The organism is Pseudomonas sp. 9.3L (assembly GCF_058536285.1).
In genome coordinates this window covers 492,900-510,421 of sequence record NZ_JBZUBK010000001.1, presented here as the reverse complement: position 1 = coordinate 510,421, position 17,522 = coordinate 492,900, and the positions used below count along the sequence as shown (strand labels likewise).

Genomic DNA, 17,522 nt, shown 5'->3' with positions numbered 1-17,522 from the left:
CACGCAGGCCCACTCAGCTTATGCCCAATTCAAGCTGAACCAGCCGCACTAATTCGTAAGCGTCGATAGGCTTGAGCAAGAAGTCCACGACACTGAGGTGCATGGCGTCGATAGCGTCCCGCACGCCGGCGTCGCCTGACACGATGATGATGGGTAACGCGGCGCGCTCCGATGCGCGTACCTGGCGGATCAAGTCCAGTCCAGAGGCCGGGGCCATGCGCAAGTCGGTGATAAGCAGTCCCAGTGAACGGTCTTGCATCAATAGGTTGAACGCGCTGTTGGCATCGCAGGCAGTGCGGCAGGTGATGCCCTGTAGCGTCAGCACTTGGGCCATGAGGTCACGAGCGTCCGCGTCGTCGTCTACAACCAACGCCGCCTGGGGCGCCAACGTAGGCGCCAGCAGCAACTCGTTGAGCGCCTCGCGCTCCTCATCGGTGAGGATATCCAGCTCAGACATCGGCAGGGCCACCTATCACATTCAAACATACCAACCGTGGGGGCCGTTACGGCCGCTGGTTGGCCGCTTCAAGGTGCAGCATAGTGCCTAGGGTGCCGATGGAAAACACTGATCCCCAACAAGCCCCGGCGCTGCGGGGCGTTGAAGGGTAAATAGCGCAATTGACCGCTACAGCGAGCGCCTGGGTGAAAACAACGTTACGAGGCAGTAATGCTGTTTAGCATTCTGGTTGCCCCGCTACGTAACGACGAGCCGGGTTCACCGCCGCGCCGAACTCGCGTAACCCCTTGGCGCCGATCAGCAGGGGGTAATTGAAGCTGGTGCGGTCTGTGAGGTTGACCTCAATGGTGCGCTTGACGTCACCCAGGCACATGTCCAGGTCGATTACCGGGCGGTGCGCTACCTCGACGTTCTCCTCCTCGCCATCGTTCTCATCGGCCCGGCTTTTGATCCGGCTCATCCGCGCCACCTTGTGCTCATACACCTTGCTGTCAGCATCCCGGGTTGCCAATTGAAAGCGTACCCAGTCCTCACCGTTGCGGGTGAAGGTTTCGATATTGCGTGCCGATAGCGACGCCGTGAGGGCGCCAGTGTCCATCTTGGCCTTGAGGGTCTGGCCGATCTCGGGCAGCTTGAAGTATTCATAACGGCCGTACAGGGTAGGCTCGGCTGCCAACACGGGCAGCGACAGCAATGACAACAGCGCTAAAGCAGCTTTCACTGAGGGGTTCCTTCTTGAGGGCGCAGGCGTTAGATGCCTGCGCCCGGATTAGTTCGCTAACGGTAAGGTAAGGGTATGGCCGGTTACATAAAGTAAAACTTTCGTGAAGTCCCACTCAGCCTGCCGCATTTGGCGCAGCTGGCGCATGGCCTTATGATTGCCCCCTACTCCATCCTAATGAGTTCCCCCATGCTCCGCCTGCTTAACGGCTGCCTGACCGGCTCGCTGCTGTTACTCAATACCTTGGTGATGATCGGCCCGCTGGTGTTGCTGGCCTTGGTCAAGCTGGTGGCGCCTGCACGGCTACGGGACAAGGCCTCTCGCGGGGTGATGTGGTTCGCTGAAACCTGGGCAGAAGTGGACAAAGCCATCTTCGCGTTCTGTACGCCCACCCGCTGGGATATCCGCGGGCTGGAGGCGCTGCATCTGGATGCCTCTTACCTGGTCGTGAGCAACCATCAGTCCTGGGTGGACATCCCTGCGCTGATTCAGGCCTTCAACCGCCGGGCGCCCTTCTTCAAGTTTTTCCTTAAAAAGGAGCTGATCTGGGTGCCCTTGCTAGGCCTGGCCTGGTGGGCACTGGATTACCCTTTCATGAAGCGCTACAGCAAGGCCTTCCTGGCCAAGCACCCGCACCTGCAGGGCAAAGACCTGGAAATCACCCGCAAAGCCTGTGAGCTGTACAAGCGCCAGCCCGTGACCGTGGTCAACTACCTGGAAGGCACTCGCTTCACCCAGGCCAAACACGATCAGCAGGCGTCACCCTATACCCATTTGCTCAAGCCCAAGGCCGGTGGCGTGGCCTTCGTGCTCGCCGCCATGGGTGCGCAACTCAATCAACTGCTGGATGTGACCGTGGTGTACCCCGGCCAGCGCACGCCGGGCTTCTGGGATTTGCTGTGCGGTCGGGTCAGTACAGTGATCGTGGATATCCAGGCGCGCCCTATCGACCCGGCATTGATCGAAGGCGACTACGAGAACGACCCGGTGTTTCGCCAGCAGGTGCAAACGTGGGTGAACCAGCTATGGGCCGAGAAGGACGCCCGCATCGAAGCGGTGCGGGCGCAACACGGCTGAACCTTACTTGGCGGCGCCCCACACGGACGCCAGGCTTTGCAGCGCCGACCCCGTAGCGCCTTGCTGACCCAGGTATTGAAGGATGATAGGCGCGAACTGGCTGACCATGCCGCTGTTCATACCCAACTGGCTGAAAGCACTGTTCATGTCCTGTTTGGTTTTCACGTTGCTGAGGGCATTGTTCAAGGCGTTCACTTTGCTGCTATCGGCCTTACCCATCAACCCGCTCAAACCCACCAAACCGCCCAATGCGTTGTTACCAGAGAGCTTGTCCAACCCCGGTACTGCCTTAGTCAGTTCGCCGTACTGATTAGCGGGCATCTGGTTCTTAGCCAAGCCCAGCATGGCGCCTGTGCCGCCAATGGCTTGCTCAGGGGTGATTTTCAGCTGAGTACCGAGGGTATTAAGCAGATTCGCTGCCTGTGGCGCGGCGGCCACCGGGGCGCCAGTCTGTTTGCCGTTCTGCAAGGTCGCTGCCGCGTTTACCGCATCGTTGAGGTTGAACGCCATGGCCTGCCCGGCCAACAAGGTGAACGACAGTGCCAAAAGGCTTGGGGACATGCGCATAGGTACGGCTCCAACAGGTAAAAGTCTTCCCATTGGACGCGGTAGGGGCGCAGGGTTCAACCCTGATAGGGCAAAGCCCTTCACTTGAGATGTGTATCAAGGCAAACCGCACTCAATGTGCGGCATGCCTCAACAGTGCAGCCCTTTTTTACGCCGCACTAAACATCTTGTGCGGATCAATCACAAACTTCTTCGGCACGCCTGCATCGAACTCGCCATAACCCTGAGGGGCCTGGTCCAGGGTAATAACTTGCACGCCGACCACTTCAGCGATGTTGATGCGGTCCCACATGATGGCTTGCATGAGTTGGCGGTTGTACTTCATCACGGGGGTTTGGCCGGTGTGGAAGCTATGGGACTTGGCCCAGCCCAGGCCGAAGCGAATGCTCAGCGCCCCGATCTTGGCAGCGGCGTCGTGTGCACCTGGGTCTTCGGTCACGTACAAACCGGGGATGCCGATTTTGCCCGCCACGCGGGTGACTTGCATCAGCGAGTTCAACACGGTGGCCGGTGCTTCCTGCTGGGCACCGGCATGGCCATGGCCACGTGCTTCGAAGCCGACGGCGTCCACCGCGCAATCCACTTCGGGCTCGCCAAGCAGGTTGGCGATCTGCTCATGCAGTGGGGTGTCTTGGGACAGGTCGGCAATCTCGAAGCCTACGGATTTGGCATGGGCTAACCGAGTGGGGTTCACGTCACCCACGATCACCACGGCCGCGCCTAACAGGCGTGCCGAGGCAGCGGCCGCCAGGCCGACGGGGCCAGCGCCTGCAACGTATACGGTGCTGCCAGGGCCTACGCCTGCCGTGACGGCGCCGTGGTAACCGGTGGGGAGAATGTCGGACAAACACGTGAGGTCGCGGATTTTCTCCATCGCCTTGTCGCGGTTGGCCAACTTGAGCAGGTTAAAGTCCGCATAGGGCACCAGCACGTACTCGGCCTGGCCACCGGTCCAGTCGCCCATATCTACGTAGCCGTAGGCACCTCCAGGACGAGCAGGGTTTACCGTGAGGCACACACCGGTGTGTTGCTCTTTGCAGGAGCGGCAGCGCCCACAGGCCACGTTGAACGGCACCGACACCAGGTCACCGATCTGCAGGTGCTCGACGTCGCTGCCCTTTTCGATCACTTCACCGGTGATTTCATGGCCCAGCACCAGGCCGACCTGTGCGGTGGTACGGCCACGCACCATGTGCTGGTCAGAGCCACAGATGTTGGTGGACACCACTTTGAGGATCACAGCATGTTCGATCTTGCGCCCGCGTGGGTCTTGCATCTTGGGGTACGCAATGGATTGCACCTCGACCTTGCCGGTGCCTAGGTACACTACGCCACGATTGTCAGCCATGTTCGATTGCCTCGTTGTTGTTGTTATGGAGTTCGCAGGAGTGAGTGTTGCCCACCCCTGCCGAGCGGCAGCCTGGTAAAGCCGTTACAGCACGACCGTGCGGCTGTCGTTGAGGAACACTCGTCGTTCAATGTGGTAGCCCACGGCGCGGGCAAGGGTCAGGCACTCGATGTCGCGGCCCTTGGCAATCAGGTCTTCCGCGTAATGCGCGTGGTCTACCGTCTCTACGCCCTGGGCAATGATGGGCCCTTCGTCCAAGTCGTTATTGATGTAGTGCGCCGTGGCCCCTACCAGCTTCACGCCCTTGCTGTAGGCCTGGTGGTAGGGCTTGGCGCCTTTGAAGCCGGGGAGCAGGGAGTGGTGGATATTGATAGCCCACCCGTCCAGGCGGCGGCACAGCTCGGGTGACAGCACCTGCATGTAGCGGGCGAGAATCACCAGCTCGGCACCGGTGGCCTCGATTACGTCCATCACCTTACGCTCTTGCGCCGGTTTGTCGGCTGGGTCCAGCGGCAGATGGTGGTAGGGAATGCCGTGCCACTGCGCCAAAGGCTCCAGGTCAGGGTGGTTGGACACCACCGCCATGATGTCCATGGGTAACTGGCCGATGCGTTGGCGGTACAGCAGGTCGTTCAGGCAGTGGTCTGCCTTGGACACCATGATGACCACCTTGGGTCGGTATTGCGGGGCAGTAAGCTCGAAGTTCATCGCGAACCCTTCCACTCGCTCTACCAACCCAGCCCGAAAGCCTTGCTCATCGAAGCCTTGGGGCTGCTGAAATTCCACACGGATGAAAAAGCGCGAAGACAGCCGGTCATCGAACGAATGGTGCTCGGTGACGTAGCAATCCTGCTCAAAGAGGTAGCGAGTGACCGCGTCTACCGTCCCCAACCGGCTAGGGCAGTCGGCGGCGAGTATCCAGGTATCAAGGGCGCGGCTCATGGTGTTCTCCAAAAAAGGCCTGCAGGCACGATAGCTCGCGAATTAAGTAAATCTGGTTCGCAAGCTGTCGCCCGTTCCTACACAGGCATAAGGCAGTCAGTCAACGATTGCCAGCCCGTACTCAGCGCTTGCATCCTGCAACCACATCCACCAGTAATCGGCGAAGCTACGGCGGATCACCAGCTCCCAGGTGTCCTCAGCCATGTGGCGGATCACCAGCTGAGACTTGGCGAAGGTCGTTCCAACGGCCTTACCCACCGGGAAGTTATCCGGGTGCACGTCGTAACTGGTGGACTTCATCATCAGCTCGCGCACTTTGGGCCCTTTCAACTCTAGGACCGACTGCCCACCGCTGACATTGACCACCTGAATATGCAGCCCTGCCAGCGCCTCACGCAGGCGCTGCTCGGCGGCAAACTCTTCGCCTCGAGGGCAGATCAGCAGCCACTCGTCCGGGCCCATCCATTGCAGCGTGGTCTCGCCACTGCCTACGACGGTCAAGGCCGTGGGCAATTCCAGCCCCAGCGCCTTATGGACACCGCCAGCGAACGCCGGGTCGTGGCCATCACCGCGAAGGGTCAGGTGGCCAAGCAACGGCTTTTCACGCAGGGTGATGCCAGCCGAGGTACGGCCCTTGCCGGCCAGGCTGTGCAGGTCGGCATGGTGCAACGGCGACTCGGCCTTTACCGCGCCCTCTGGGCGCTGTTGATACACGTTGGCTGTGCTCATTTCAAAACCCTTTAAACCAGGAATGGGTGCCGCTGCCGGTCATACGTTCTGCCGCTCGCCTTTAGGGTCCACGAACACCGAAGAGCAGATTTCCGCCTCGATGACGCTACCGTCGGCCATGGGAGCCCAGACTTTTTCGCCCATGCGCTTGAGCCCGCCCTTGACCACGGCCATGGCAAAGGAGCGGCCCAGGGTGGGGCTCATGTAGCTGGAGGTCACGTGGCCCATCATGGACATCGGGATCGGCTGCTTGGGGTCGAACACCAACTGGGAGCCTTCCGGGATCACCCGGTTAGGGTCTACCGGTTTGAGCCCGACCAGCTGCTTGCGGTGATCGCGTAGGCAGTCTTCGCGGTTCATGCCGCGCCAGCCGATCCAGGAGAACGGCTTGGTACGGCCTACGCACCAGCCCATGTTGAGGTCATCGGCCGTCATTGAGCCATCGGTGTCCTGGCCCACAATGATGAAGCCTTTTTCTGCACGCAGTACGTGCATGGTCTCGGTGCCGTAAGGGGTAAGGTTGTACGCCTTGCCAGCCTCGGCGATGGCTTCGATCACACCCATGGCGTAGTCGGCCTGGATGTTCACTTCGTAGGAAAGCTCACCGGTGAAGGAAATCCGGAATACCCGCGCAGGTACCCCCGCCACCTTGCCTTCTTGCCAGGTCATGAAGGGGAAGGCTTCTTTATCGAGGTTGATGTCGGTGATCTGGCTCAGCAGCTTGCGGCTGTTGGGGCCAGACAACGTCAAGGTCGCCCAGTGGTCGGTAACGGAGGTGAAATACACCTTCAGGTCAGGCCATTCGGTCTGGTGGTACAGCTCCAGCCATTGCAGTACGCGTGCAGCACCACCGGTGGTGGTGGTCATCAGGAAGTGGTTATCAGCCAGGCAAGCGGTCACCCCGTCGTCGAAGACCATGCCGTCTTCTTTGCACATCAGGCCATAACGGGCCTTGCCCACGTCCAGCTTGGTCCAGGCATTGGTGTAGACGCGGTTGAGGAACTCGCGAGCATCAGGCCCTTGGATGTCGATCTTGCCTAGCGTCGAGGCGTCCAGCAGGCCCACGCTGTCGCGCACAGCCTTGCATTCGCGCGCCACGGCCGTGTGCAGGTTTTCACCGCGCTGTGGGAAGTACCAAGGGCGCTTCCATTGGCCCACGTCCTCGAACTCTGCGCCCTGCTTGACGTGCCAGGCATGCAGCGCGGTGAAGCGCACCGGTTCGAACAGATGGCCGCAATGGCGCCCAGCGACGGCCCCAAAGGTCACAGGGGTGTAGTTGGGGCGGAACATGGTAGTGCCCATCTCCGGAATGCTGATGCCCCGGCTGCGCGCGGCAATGGCCAAACCGTTGATGTTGCCCAGCTTGCCTTGGTCCGTACCGAAGCCCAAGGCGGTGTAGCGTTTAACGTGCTCGACCGACTCGAACCCCTCGCGGGTCGCCAGTTCGATACCGGCTGCGGTCACGTCGTTTTGTAAGTCCACGAACTGCTTGGGCGCACGGGCACTGGGCTTGTCGTGGGGGACCTGGAAGAGTGCCAGGCTAGGCTCTTCAGACACTGCACGCAGGCTTGGCACGACACCTTCAACGATCTTGAAGCCGCCTTCGGCAGCGGCGCGGGCGCCCCCTTCGAAGCCGTCTGCCAAGGCGTCGGCCAGGCTGAACACACCATTCACGCCGCCTACGCACACGCGCTTTTGAGGCGCTTCACTGGGCACGAAGCCCAGGATCTCTTCTCGCCAGACCGGCCGGCCGCCCAGGTGGGACGCCAGGTGCACCACGGGGCTGTAGCCGCCAGAGGTCACTACCAGGTCGCAATCAAGCCACTCGCCGTTGCTCAATACCTTCATGGCCTTGGCATCGATCGCCGCAACCCGGGCACCGCTTACGCGCTTGATGCCACGGGCCTCGATGATCGCGCTGCCCGTCAGGATTCGCACGCCACGCGCACGGGCTTCTTCCACCAGCGCACCGCGTGGGTTGGCGCGGGCATCCGCCACGGCTACCACCTGCAAACCGGCGTCGACCCAGTCCAGCACAACGCGGTAGGCGTGGTCGTTGTTGGTGGACAACACCAACTTCTTGCCCGGCGCTACGCCATAGCGGCGCACATAGGTAGAAACGGCGCCTGCCAGCATGTTGCCCGGCACATCGTTATTGCCATACACCAGCGGCCGCTCATGAGCGCCGGTGGCCAGTACGACACGGCCAGCGCGCACGCGGTGGACGCGCTGGCGCACCATGCCCAGCGGCGCCCGGTCACCGAGGTGGTCGGTCAAGCGCTGGTGAATGGTCAGGAAGTTATGATCATGGTAACCATTGACCGTGGCGCGGCTCAGGAGCGTAACGCCTGGCAATGCAGACAGCTCTTCGATAACCGAGGCCACCCATTCAGCTGCCGGCTGGCCATCAAGGCTTTCACGGGTATCGAGCAGGCAGCCACCGAACTCTTCCTGTTCGTCGGCCAGAATCACTCGAGCACCGCTACGTGCAGCCGCCAATGCAGCGGCCAGCCCGGCAGGGCCTGCGCCCACCACCAGCACGTCACAGTGCTGGCTCATGTAGTCGTAGGTATCAGGGTCGTTTTCCTGAGGAGAACGGCCCAAGCCTGCGGCCTTGCGGATGTACTTTTCGTACGTCATCCAGAAGGATTTGGGGTACATGAAGGTCTTGTAGTAGAAGCCCGGCGGCATCATCTTGCCGCCTACCTTGCCCAAGATCCCCATCATGTCGCTATTGACGTTGGGCCAGCCATTGGTGCTGGTGGCAACCAAGCCGTTGTAGAGCGCTTGCTGAGTGGCCCGCACGTTGGGTATCTGGGTGGCTTCGGTAGAGCCGATCTGCAACACCGCGTTGGGTTCTTCGGCGCCAGCGGCAACGATGCCGCGCGGCCGGGAGTACTTGAAGCTGCGGCCCAGAATGTCTACGCCGTTGGCCAGCAAGGCCGAGGCCAGGGTATCGCCTTCAAAACCGACGTAAGTCTGGCCATTGAAGGTGAACGAGAGTTTCTTGTTGCGATCGATACGACCGCCGGTGGACAACCGATTAACCTGGCTCATGCTACTCCTCCCGCGCCGCGGATTCGGGCACGGCTGCTGCCGGTTTGGCGGTCACCTGGGGCTTCTCGCCAATCTTGTAAGTTTCGAAAATCTCGTAGGTCACGGTGTCGCGGGTCACGTTGAAATACTGACGGCAACCGGCGGTGTGGTCCCACAGCTCGTGGTGAATGCCGCGTGGGTTGTCACGGAAGAACAGGTAGTCGCCCCACTCGGCGTCCGAGCAGGCTGCGGGGTCCAGTGGCCGGGGAATGTGTGCCTGGCCTGCGGGGTGAAATTCCTCTTCCGAGCGCAGCTCGCCGCAATGGGGACAGAAGATCTGTAGCATGGGCTTTCTCCTGTTAGTGGGCGACTGCGGCAGCGCCGTGTTCGTCAATCAGCGCACCGCTGTGGAAGCGGTCAATGGAAAACGGCTTGGCCAGGGGGTGCATTTCACCCTTGGCGAGGCTGGCGGCAAACACGTTGCCCGACCCCGGCGTGGCCTTGAAGCCGCCTGTGCCCCAACCGCAGTTGAAGAACAGGTTGTTGACCGGTGTCTTGGAGATGATCGGGCAGGCATCCGGGGAGGTGTCCACGATGCCGCCCCACTGGCGGTTCATGCGAACCCGTGACAACACCGGGAACATCTCTACGATCGCTTGCAAGGTGTGCTCGATCACCGGGTAAGAGCCCCGCTGGCCATAGCCCACCCAGCTGTCGATGCCGGCACCGATGACCAGGTCGCCTTTGTCGGACTGGCTTATGTAGCCGTGCACGGCGTTACTCATGATGACGCTGTCGATGATGGGCTTGAGCGGCTCGGACACCAACGCCTGCAACGGGTGGGATTCAAGCGGCAGGCGGAAGCCCGCCAGGCTCGCCATGTGCCCGGAGTTACCGGCAGTGACCACACCCACACGCTTGGCGCCGATGAAGCCTTTGTTGGTTTCTACACCGATGACCGTGTTGTTTTCCTTGCGGAAGCCAATCACTTCGGTTTCCTGAATCAGATGTACGCCCAGTGCGTCTGCGGCACGCGCATACCCCCAGGCCACCGCATCATGACGGGCAACCCCACCCCGGCGTTGTACGGTTGCGCCCAACACCGGGTAACGGGTGTTCTTGGAGCAGTCCAGGTAGGGGATTTCTTCGGCCACTTGGGCGGTGTTGAGCAACTCGCCGTCCACGCCATTGAGCCGGTTGGCGCTTACGCGGCGCTCGGAGTCGCGGATGTCTTGCAGGGTGTGGCAGAGGTTGTACACGCCGCGCTGGGAAAACATCACGTTGTAGTTGATGTCCTGGGACAACCCTTCCCACAGTTTCATGGCGTGTTCATACAGGTGGGCTGATTCATCCCACAGGTAGTTGGAACGCACGATCGTGGTGTTGCGGGCGGTATTACCGCCACCCAGCCAGCCCTTTTCAATAACGGCCACATTGGTGATGCCATGCTCTTTAGCCAGGTAATACGCCGTGGCAAGGCCGTGGCCGCCGCCGCCGACGATGACCACATCGTAGACCGGCTTGGGCGTGGGGGTGTGCCACATGCGCTGCCAGTTTTCGTGGTGGCTGAGGGAGTGCTTGAAGAGGCCAAAGCCTGAATAGCGCTGCATGATCGGTACTCCAGCTCAGCGGTAAACCGGGAATTCGGCGCACAAGGTGCCAACCTGGCGGGCCACGTTAGCCTCCATGTCAGCGTCGCCGAGGTTGTCGAGGATGTCGCAGATCCAGCCTGCCAACACTTGGCACTGCTCGACCTTAAAGCCGCGCGTGGTCACGGCGGGTGTACCGATGCGCAGGCCAGAGGTTACGAAGGGGGATTGCGGGTCGTTGGGCACCGCGTTTTTGTTCACCGTAATGTGGGCACGGCCCAATGCGGCGTCGGCCGCCTTGCCGGTAAGGCCTTGGCGGATCAGGCTGACCAGGAACAGGTGGTTGTCCGTGCCGCCGGAGATCACATCGAAGCCGCGCTCGATAAAAATGCCCGCCATGGCTTGGGCGTTATCGATCACTTGCTGCTGATACGCCTTGAAGCCCGGCTCCAGCGCCTCTTTGAAGCACACGGCCTTGCCAGCAATCACATGCATCAACGGGCCGCCCTGCCCGCCTGGGAACACCGCGGCGTTGAGCTTCTTCTCAAGCTCTTCGTTGGCGCGGGCCAGAATCAACCCCCCACGCGGGCCGCGCAGCGTTTTGTGAGTAGTGGTAGTGACGACGTCAGCGTAAGGCAGCGGGTTCGGGTACAGGCCAGCAGCAACCAGGCCCGCCACGTGGGCCATGTCCACGAACAGGTAGGCGCCTACTTTGTCGGCGATTTCCCGGAAGCGGGGGAAATCCAACGTTTTTGAGTACGCCGAGAAACCGGCGATCAGCATCTTGGGCTTGCACTCCAGGGCCAGCCGCTCTACTTCGTCGTAGTCGATCAACCCAGTGTCGGTATCGATGCCGTACTGCACGGCGTTGTACAGCTTGCCCGAAAAGCTCACCTTGGCGCCGTGGGTCAAGTGCCCACCATGGGCCAGGCTCATGCCCAGCACCGTGTCGCCTGCCTGCAGCAACGCCAGGAACACGGCAGCGTTGGCCTGGGAACCTGAGTGCGGTTGCACGTTGGCGTAATCGGCGCCAAACAGTTGCTTGGCGCGGTCGATAGCCAGTTGCTCTACTACGTCTACGTGCTCGCAGCCGCCGTAGTAACGTTTGCCCGGATAGCCCTCGGCATACTTGTTGGTCAGGCCACTGCCCTGGGCCTGCATCACGCGCTTGCTGGTGTAGTTTTCAGACGCGATCAGCTCGATGTGATCTTCCTGCCGCCGCTCTTCGGCATCCATGGCCGCCAGCAGTGCATCGTCGTATCCCTGAATCTGGTCTTGCTTGCTGAACATCGCGGATCTCCCAGCGCGAGCGGCGCCTGTTGTAGGTGCATTGGGACCGATGGTAGGGCCCGGCTCGTAGCGCCAGATGCCTGCGGGCGTCACGCAGCGGCGCGATTACGACAATCGGGGCTTGCCAAGAAAAGCTTTTTAGGTGAATGTAAAGGCGTCTGTCATTACAGAGAGATCTATTCTATGGCCTCCATCAACATCCGTATCGATGATGATCTGAAAATGCGAGCTTATCGCGAGCTAGAAAAGCTCGGGGTTACGCCTTCTGAATTAATGCGTCAGGCACTCCAGTACGTTGCTGAGAGAGGCCAACTTCCTTTTAGGCCAGTGCTAATGACCGAGGAAGATGAAGCCTTGATCTCAACGGTGAAAGCACGACTGGCTAAGCCTCAGCGGATAAAGGTTTTGCTGGATGACCTATAGCCTTGAATTCGACGCACGCGCCCTAAAGGAATGGCGCAAATTAGGAGATACCGTACGAGAGCAATTCAAAAAAAAGCTGGCCGCTGTATTGATCAACCCACGCATTGAAGCCAATAAGCTATCGGCATTACCTAATTGCTATAAAATCAAGTTACGCAGCAGTGGGTACCGTTTGGTCTACCAAGTAGCTGAGCGAGAAGTCATTGTGTTCGTAGTCGCGGTGGATAAGCGTGAACGTTCGCAGGTTTATCGCAAAGCCACTGAGCGGGCAGGCTCATAAAATATACCTCTCATGCTTATGCTTACTTCCCTAACGATCAATGGAAGTACCCACCAACGGCGTAATGATGATCCGTGGTAGCCACGCCATTGCATAGGTAAGGCCGGATAACGCCAAACTGCTGGTAACGCTGTAAACCACTACGGGAATGAGAAAAACCAAAAGGCTGTCGGCGGTCAGCACCAGTAGCAGAAGTGCGTGGAGGGTTTTGCTCATGAACGGCCTGCGATCACTTTTTCGGCTTTTAGAAATGCTAACTATTGGCCACTTGAAAACGATGTAGGGCGTTTCCGAGAAACGTATAGGAAACTTCTTAAAGATCGCCGCCTACAGCGATATCCCTCAGCACACCCCCATACCCCTACCGCCCCGCCCGGCGTACAGTAGCCAGGTCAACGACTAGGGATGCCCCCATGCACGACCAAACCCAGCAATTCGCCAGCGACAACTATTCGGGTATCTGCCCCGAAGCCTGGGCGGCGATGGACGCAGCCAACCGAGGCCACCAGCGCGCGTACGGGGACGATGAATGGACTGCCCGGGCGGCGGACCATTTCCGCCGGCTGTTTGAAACAGACTGCGAAGTGTTTTTTGCCTTTAACGGCACCGCCGCTAACTCACTGGCGCTGTCGGCCCTGTGCCAGAGCTATCACAGCGTAATCTGCTCGAACACCGCGCACGTGGAAACCGACGAGTGCGGCGCACCGGAGTTCTTCTCCAACGGCTCCAAGCTACTCACCGCACGCAGCGAAGCCGGCAAGCTTACGCCTGAGGCCATTCGCGAAGTGGCCCTCAAGCGCCAGGATATTCATTACCCCAAACCCCGCGTGGTCACCATCACTCAAACCACTGAAGTAGGCACGCTGTATCACCCTGCCGAGCTAAAGGCGATCAGTGCCACCTGCAAAGAGTTTGGGTTAAACCTGCACATAGATGGCGCACGCTTCGCGAATGCCTGCGCGTCACTGGGGTGCAGCCCGGCAGAGCTAACCTGGAAGGCCGGGGTAGATGTGCTGTGCTTTGGCGGCACCAAGAACGGTATGGCCGTGGGCGAGGCGATCTTGTTCTTCCGCCGCGAGCTGGCCGAAGATTTCGACTACCGCTGCAAGCAGGCCGGGCAGTTGGCCTCGAAGATGCGTTTTCTATCGGCCCCGTGGGTCGGGCTGCTCGAAAACGACGCCTGGCTCCGCCACGCCCAGCACGCCAACGCCTGTGCGCGTCTGCTGGCCGACCTGATAGCACAAACGCCTCAGGTGAGCCTGATGTTCCCGGTCGAAGCCAATGGGGTGTTTCTGACCATGCCGGAACACGCCATCGCTGCGTTGCGTGAGCGTGGCTGGCGCTTCTATACCTTTATCGGGGGTGGCGCTCGCTTTATGTGCTCTTGGGATACCAGCGAAGCGCGTGTGCGGGAGCTAGCGGAGGACATAAAAGCGGTGGTAGGCGCAGCCTAAGCGGCCCCACCTGCCTACTATCTGTAGGAGCCAACGCCAGTTGGCGAAAGGCCTCTACCGGCCTGTTTGGCCGTCGTATTTCGCCAACTGCCGTCGGCTCTTACAGAGGGCAGGCTTGGCGCCCTACTCCGCTGCCTTGCCCATGGTGCGTTCCAAATTCGCGACAGTCGCGTTCACCTGCTGCTCATACTCGGCAATAGCCTGGCGGTGCTCACGCTGGGCGTCGAGCAGTTGCGAGCAGATGTTCATGGCGGTAAGCACCAACAGGCGGTCGCCCACCAGGGTAGGGTGTTTTTTCTTGGTGTCGGCCAGGCTTGCCTTGAGCATCATGGCCGCATCGAACAGGGTTTCTTCCTGATCGGCAGGGGCGCGCAAGGTGTAGTCGTTGCCGAGGATCTCGACCACTCGCGTCGTGTTCTGGCTCATGCGCCAACCGGCTCGGGGCTAACCCGTTCGATCAAGGCCTGGATACGAGCAGCGGTGGCGCCTTGCTGCTCTTCTTGCTCCAGCAGGCTGATTTGAAGGGTATCGTTTTCATCCCGTGCCTGGGCCAGCGCTTCGTTCAAGGTGGCGTTAGCGTCTGCTAACTGACGGTTTTGCTCCAGCAATTGGCCAACCAGTGCTTCCAGCTTATTAAGGGACGCTTCCAACATGAGAGGGGGTACTCAAAACCAGGGGTAAATATGAAGAGCACGTACGATAAGAAAAAAGCGCGTGCGTCGCCAGCGCGAAAACAGGGGCTGAGAAATGAAAATGGCCCAACACTGCACGTTGGGCCATGGACTGTCATAAAAGTGTGAGGTTCCGCACAAAAAACCACAGGAGACAGACGGTCATTAGTTAAGGCGAGCCCTCCACTTCACCGGCTACAACGCATCTCAATAGTCAATCTGAACGTCCCCCTTCGGTACGCTGCAGCAGGCCAGGATGTACCCCTCGGCTTCGTCTTCCTCGGTAATGCCCCCGTTGTGCTCCATCTCTACTTCGCCACTGAGCTTGAGTACCTTGCAGGTGCCGCAGATGCCCATGCCGCAAGCCTTGGGGATGGTCAGCCCCAACTTGGCTGCTGCCGCGTGAACGGTTTCACCGGGGGTAACCCGGATGCTCTTGCCGGTGCTTACGAAGTCCACCCGGTGCAAGTCGGCTGACGGCACCTCGGGTGCATCCGCAGCCTGCTCGGCCTGCTCCACTGCATCCGCGCGAGCGTCGGCGGGCGTGGCCCCGAACGATTCTTCATGGTAGCGGCGCATGTCGAAGCCAACTTGCTCCAGCAAGCGCTTCACCGCATTCATATAAGGGGTTGGCCCGCAGCAGAACACTTCACGTTCCAGATAGTCCGGGGCCATCAATTGCAGCATCGGCAGGTTCAGGTAACCCCGGTATCCCGCCCAGGGCTCACCCAGGCCGTGCTTCTCACAAATGATGTGCAGTGCGAAGTTGGGAATGCGGGCGGCCATATGTTCCAGCTCGCGGTGGTAAATGACGTCCTTGGGCGAGCGCGCGCTGTGAACGAAGATCATGTCCACGTTGGCGTTGGTGTCGTAGAACCAGCGGGCCATGGACATCACCGGCGTGACGCCTACCCCGCCGCTCAGGTACAGCACTTTCTCCGACGGGTAGTCGATCGCATTGAACAGCCCCACCGGCCCGTGAACCGCCAGCTCCTGGCCTTCATGCAGGGTATCGTGCAGCCAGTTAGACACTCGCCCACCCGGCACCCGCTTGATGGTAATCGAGAAGCTGTAGGGCACCGATGGCGAGCTGGAAATGGTGTACGACCGCATCACCGTCTGGCCTTCGATTTCCAGCTCCAGGGTCACGAACTGCCCAGGCTTGAAAAAGAACATCACCGGCTGATCGGCCATGAAGCAAAAGGTACGCACGTCCCAGGTTTCCTGGATCACCTTGACGCAGCGCACCACATGCCGACCGTTGGCCCACGTCTGAGTGTTTACGGGGTTCAGGAAGCTACTGGACATGCGTGTTCCTCCACAGCCGATCGTCGGCTTCTTTGCGGCGATTCTGCGTGTCGGCCGGGTGGGCAGCTTGCCTATTCGCGACATTCGCATGCTTATGGCAACCAGCCTTGCTGGCACTGGAGTTGGTGGTCGGGAACGGATCCGGCCATGTCGCCCATGGATAAGGTTCAGTCATCGCTCGCACGCACACTCCACCCATAAAGGCACGGCCTACAGGGATAGCCGCGCCAACGCCGTGAAGCGCTATCGAGCGCACCCCAACAGCCTACATTCGCCGGCGCGCCGGCCCCGAGGATTAAACGATGGACGTCACCCAGAACCTGAGCCTTGGCGATCCGCTGGCAGCCGCGCGCAACGCCACTGCCCATATGCTGCAGACCCGGGAGCGTACGTTTTCGCTACCGCAGCCGTTCTACAGCGACGAGCGCGTCTTTCAGATCGACATGCAAGAGATCTTCCATAAGGAATGGCTGATTGCTGGCATGACCTGCGAGATCCCCAAAAAGGGCAACTACCTTACCCTGGAGATTGGCAACAACCCGGTACTGGTAGTGCGCGGTGCAGACAACGCTATCCATGCCTTCCATAACGTGTGCCGCCACCGGGGCTCACGGCTGTGCACGAGTGAAAAGGGCAAGGTTGCCAAACTGGTCTGTCCTTACCACCAGTGGACGTACGAGCTGGACGGCCGCCTGTTGTTCGCCGGTAGCGAAATGGGCGATGACTTCGACATGAAAACCTATGGCCTCAAGCCTGTGCATGTGAAAAATGCAGGCGGCTATATATTCATCAGCCTGGCGGAGAACCCACCGGCCATCGACGAGTTTCTCCAAACCCTGGGGCATTACATGGAGCCCTACGACATGGAGAACACCAAGGTGGCGGTACAAACCACCTTGCGGGAGAAGGCAAACTGGAAGCTGGTGCTTGAGAACAACCGCGAGTGCTACCACTGCAACGGCTCCCACCCTGAGCTGCTCAACACCTTGCTGGAATGGGATGACACCAACGACCCCCGCGCCAGCCAGGCCTTCAAGGACCACGTGGCCGAGTCTGCCGCAGCCTGGGACGCTGAAAAAATCCCTTACCTGCACAAGAGCTTTGGCCTGCGTAACCGTATCGTGCGCATGCCGCTGCTAAAAGGCACCGTGTCCATGACCATGGACGGCAAGCCTGGGTGCAACAAGCTCATGGGCCGTATTCAGAATCCGGACCTAGGCTCCATGCGTATCCTTCACCTGCCTCACTCGTGGAACCACTGCATGGGCGACCATGTGATCGTGTTCACCGTGTGGCCGATCAGCGCCCAGGAAACCTTGGTGACCACCAAGTGGTTGGTGCATAAGGATGCGGTAGAAGGTGTGGATTACGACCCCGCTCGCCTGCGCCAGGTGTGGGACGCCACCAACGACCAAGACCGTCGCCTGGCCGAAGAGAACCAGCGCGGGATCAACTCCACCGCCTACCAACCGGGCCCCTACTCCAAGACGTACGAGTTTGGCGTGGTCAACTTCATCGACTGGTACAGCGCGCGCATGCTCAATAACCTGGGCGCGGAGGCTGCTCCTTACCTTAAAGAAGTGAAAGTTAACGAATAACCTTCGCGCCGCCCGCAGCCTTGGAGGAAGGC

Annotated in this window: 19 protein-coding genes; 5 read left to right on the top strand and 14 right to left on the bottom strand. The window is 60.1% G+C overall.

Annotation, left to right across the window (positions count from 1 at the left end; genetic code table 11):
* Positions 1 to 13 precede the first annotated feature (13 nt).
* Positions 14 to 457, bottom strand: coding sequence for a response regulator (locus AC4LE2_RS02210; RefSeq protein ID WP_491823889.1), 444 nt, complete (start codon positions 455 to 457; stop codon positions 14 to 16).
* Between the two features lie 217 nt (positions 458 to 674).
* On the bottom strand, positions 675 to 1,178 hold the full coding sequence (gene rloA2, locus AC4LE2_RS02205; protein ID WP_491823888.1) for a retropepsin-like aspartic peptidase RloA2: 504 nt from the start codon (positions 1,176 to 1,178) through the stop codon (positions 675 to 677).
* A 189-nt stretch (positions 1,179 to 1,367) separates the two neighbouring features.
* Between rloA2 and yihG the strand changes: the two genes are divergently transcribed.
* Positions 1,368 to 2,255, top strand: coding sequence for a 1-acylglycerol-3-phosphate O-acyltransferase, YihG family (gene yihG / locus AC4LE2_RS02200; protein ID WP_491823887.1), 888 nt, complete (start codon positions 1,368 to 1,370; stop codon positions 2,253 to 2,255).
* A 3-nt stretch (positions 2,256 to 2,258) separates the two neighbouring features.
* Here yihG and AC4LE2_RS02195 read toward each other — a convergent pair whose 3' ends face one another.
* From AC4LE2_RS02195 to glyA, 8 genes are all read right to left on the bottom strand, one after another.
* Entirely contained in the window at positions 2,259 to 2,816 is a 558-nt protein-coding gene (locus tag AC4LE2_RS02195) for a DUF2780 domain-containing protein (protein WP_491828028.1), read from the bottom strand.
* A 154-nt stretch (positions 2,817 to 2,970) separates the two neighbouring features.
* The gene (fdhA, locus tag AC4LE2_RS02190) at positions 2,971 to 4,170 is read right to left on the bottom strand and encodes a formaldehyde dehydrogenase, glutathione-independent (RefSeq protein ID WP_491823886.1); all 1,200 of its coding nucleotides are present in this window, start codon (positions 4,168 to 4,170) and stop codon (positions 2,971 to 2,973) included.
* 84 nt (positions 4,171 to 4,254) lie between these two features.
* On the bottom strand, positions 4,255 to 5,112 hold the full coding sequence (gene purU / locus AC4LE2_RS02185) for a formyltetrahydrofolate deformylase (RefSeq protein WP_491823885.1): 858 nt from the start codon (positions 5,110 to 5,112) through the stop codon (positions 4,255 to 4,257).
* Positions 5,113 to 5,208: 96 nt separating this feature from the next.
* Positions 5,209 to 5,841, bottom strand: a complete 633-nt coding sequence (locus AC4LE2_RS02180; RefSeq protein ID WP_491823884.1) for a sarcosine oxidase subunit gamma — start codon at positions 5,839 to 5,841, stop codon at positions 5,209 to 5,211.
* Positions 5,842 to 5,880: 39 nt separating this feature from the next.
* On the bottom strand, positions 5,881 to 8,898 hold the full coding sequence (locus AC4LE2_RS02175; RefSeq protein ID WP_491823883.1) for a sarcosine oxidase subunit alpha: 3,018 nt from the start codon (positions 8,896 to 8,898) through the stop codon (positions 5,881 to 5,883).
* A 1-nt stretch (position 8,899) separates the two neighbouring features.
* A complete protein-coding gene (locus tag AC4LE2_RS02170; protein ID WP_491823882.1) occupies positions 8,900 to 9,223 on the bottom strand; it encodes a sarcosine oxidase subunit delta in 324 nt (107 codons plus the stop codon).
* A 13-nt stretch (positions 9,224 to 9,236) separates the two neighbouring features.
* Positions 9,237 to 10,487: a sarcosine oxidase subunit beta family protein gene (locus tag AC4LE2_RS02165; RefSeq protein WP_491823881.1), complete on the bottom strand. Its 1,251-nt coding sequence runs from the start codon at positions 10,485 to 10,487 to the stop codon at positions 9,237 to 9,239.
* Positions 10,488 to 10,502: 15 nt separating this feature from the next.
* Complete coding sequence (gene glyA / locus AC4LE2_RS02160) at positions 10,503 to 11,756, bottom strand: serine hydroxymethyltransferase (protein WP_491823880.1); 1,254 nt, start codon at positions 11,754 to 11,756, stop codon at positions 10,503 to 10,505.
* Between the two features lie 183 nt (positions 11,757 to 11,939).
* Here glyA and AC4LE2_RS02155 point away from each other — a divergent pair, with 183 nt between their 5' ends.
* Positions 11,940 to 12,179 (top strand): type II toxin-antitoxin system RelB/DinJ family antitoxin, encoded by a 240-nt coding sequence (locus AC4LE2_RS02155; protein ID WP_491823879.1) that lies wholly within the window; start codon positions 11,940 to 11,942, stop codon positions 12,177 to 12,179.
* A complete protein-coding gene (locus AC4LE2_RS02150; RefSeq protein WP_491823878.1) occupies positions 12,169 to 12,459 on the top strand; it encodes a type II toxin-antitoxin system RelE family toxin in 291 nt (96 codons plus the stop codon). Before AC4LE2_RS02155 ends, AC4LE2_RS02150 begins: the two co-directional genes overlap by 11 nt.
* 30 nt (positions 12,460 to 12,489) lie before the next feature.
* On the opposite strand, the gene AC4LE2_RS02145 is transcribed toward AC4LE2_RS02150, so the two are convergent.
* Positions 12,490 to 12,675 carry a hypothetical protein gene (locus tag AC4LE2_RS02145; protein WP_491823877.1) on the bottom strand — a complete coding sequence of 62 codons (186 nt, stop codon included), beginning with the start codon at positions 12,673 to 12,675 and terminating at the stop codon, positions 12,490 to 12,492.
* Between the two features lie 197 nt (positions 12,676 to 12,872).
* Here AC4LE2_RS02145 and AC4LE2_RS02140 point away from each other — a divergent pair, with 197 nt between their 5' ends.
* Positions 12,873 to 13,913, top strand: a complete 1,041-nt coding sequence (locus tag AC4LE2_RS02140; protein WP_491823876.1) for a threonine aldolase family protein — start codon at positions 12,873 to 12,875, stop codon at positions 13,911 to 13,913.
* Positions 13,914 to 14,036: 123 nt separating this feature from the next.
* Here the strand turns inward: AC4LE2_RS02140 and AC4LE2_RS02135 are convergent, their stop codons facing one another.
* The 3 genes from AC4LE2_RS02135 to gbcB form a co-directional block, all read right to left on the bottom strand.
* Positions 14,037 to 14,339 carry a cell division protein ZapA gene (locus AC4LE2_RS02135; protein ID WP_491823875.1) on the bottom strand — a complete coding sequence of 101 codons (303 nt, stop codon included), beginning with the start codon at positions 14,337 to 14,339 and terminating at the stop codon, positions 14,037 to 14,039.
* The gene (locus tag AC4LE2_RS02130; protein WP_491823874.1) at positions 14,336 to 14,566 is read right to left on the bottom strand and encodes a hypothetical protein; all 231 of its coding nucleotides are present in this window, start codon (positions 14,564 to 14,566) and stop codon (positions 14,336 to 14,338) included. Before AC4LE2_RS02130 ends, AC4LE2_RS02135 begins: the two co-directional genes overlap by 4 nt.
* Before the next feature lie 225 nt (positions 14,567 to 14,791).
* A complete protein-coding gene (gene gbcB, locus AC4LE2_RS02125) occupies positions 14,792 to 15,892 on the bottom strand; it encodes a glycine betaine monooxygenase reductase subunit (protein ID WP_491823873.1) in 1,101 nt (366 codons plus the stop codon).
* A 302-nt stretch (positions 15,893 to 16,194) separates the two neighbouring features.
* On the opposite strand from gbcB, the gene gbca reads away from it, so the two are divergent.
* The gene (gene gbca, locus AC4LE2_RS02120; RefSeq protein ID WP_491823872.1) at positions 16,195 to 17,490 is read left to right on the top strand and encodes a glycine betaine monooxygenase oxygenase subunit; all 1,296 of its coding nucleotides are present in this window, start codon (positions 16,195 to 16,197) and stop codon (positions 17,488 to 17,490) included.
* Positions 17,491 to 17,522: the final 32 nt, after the last annotated feature.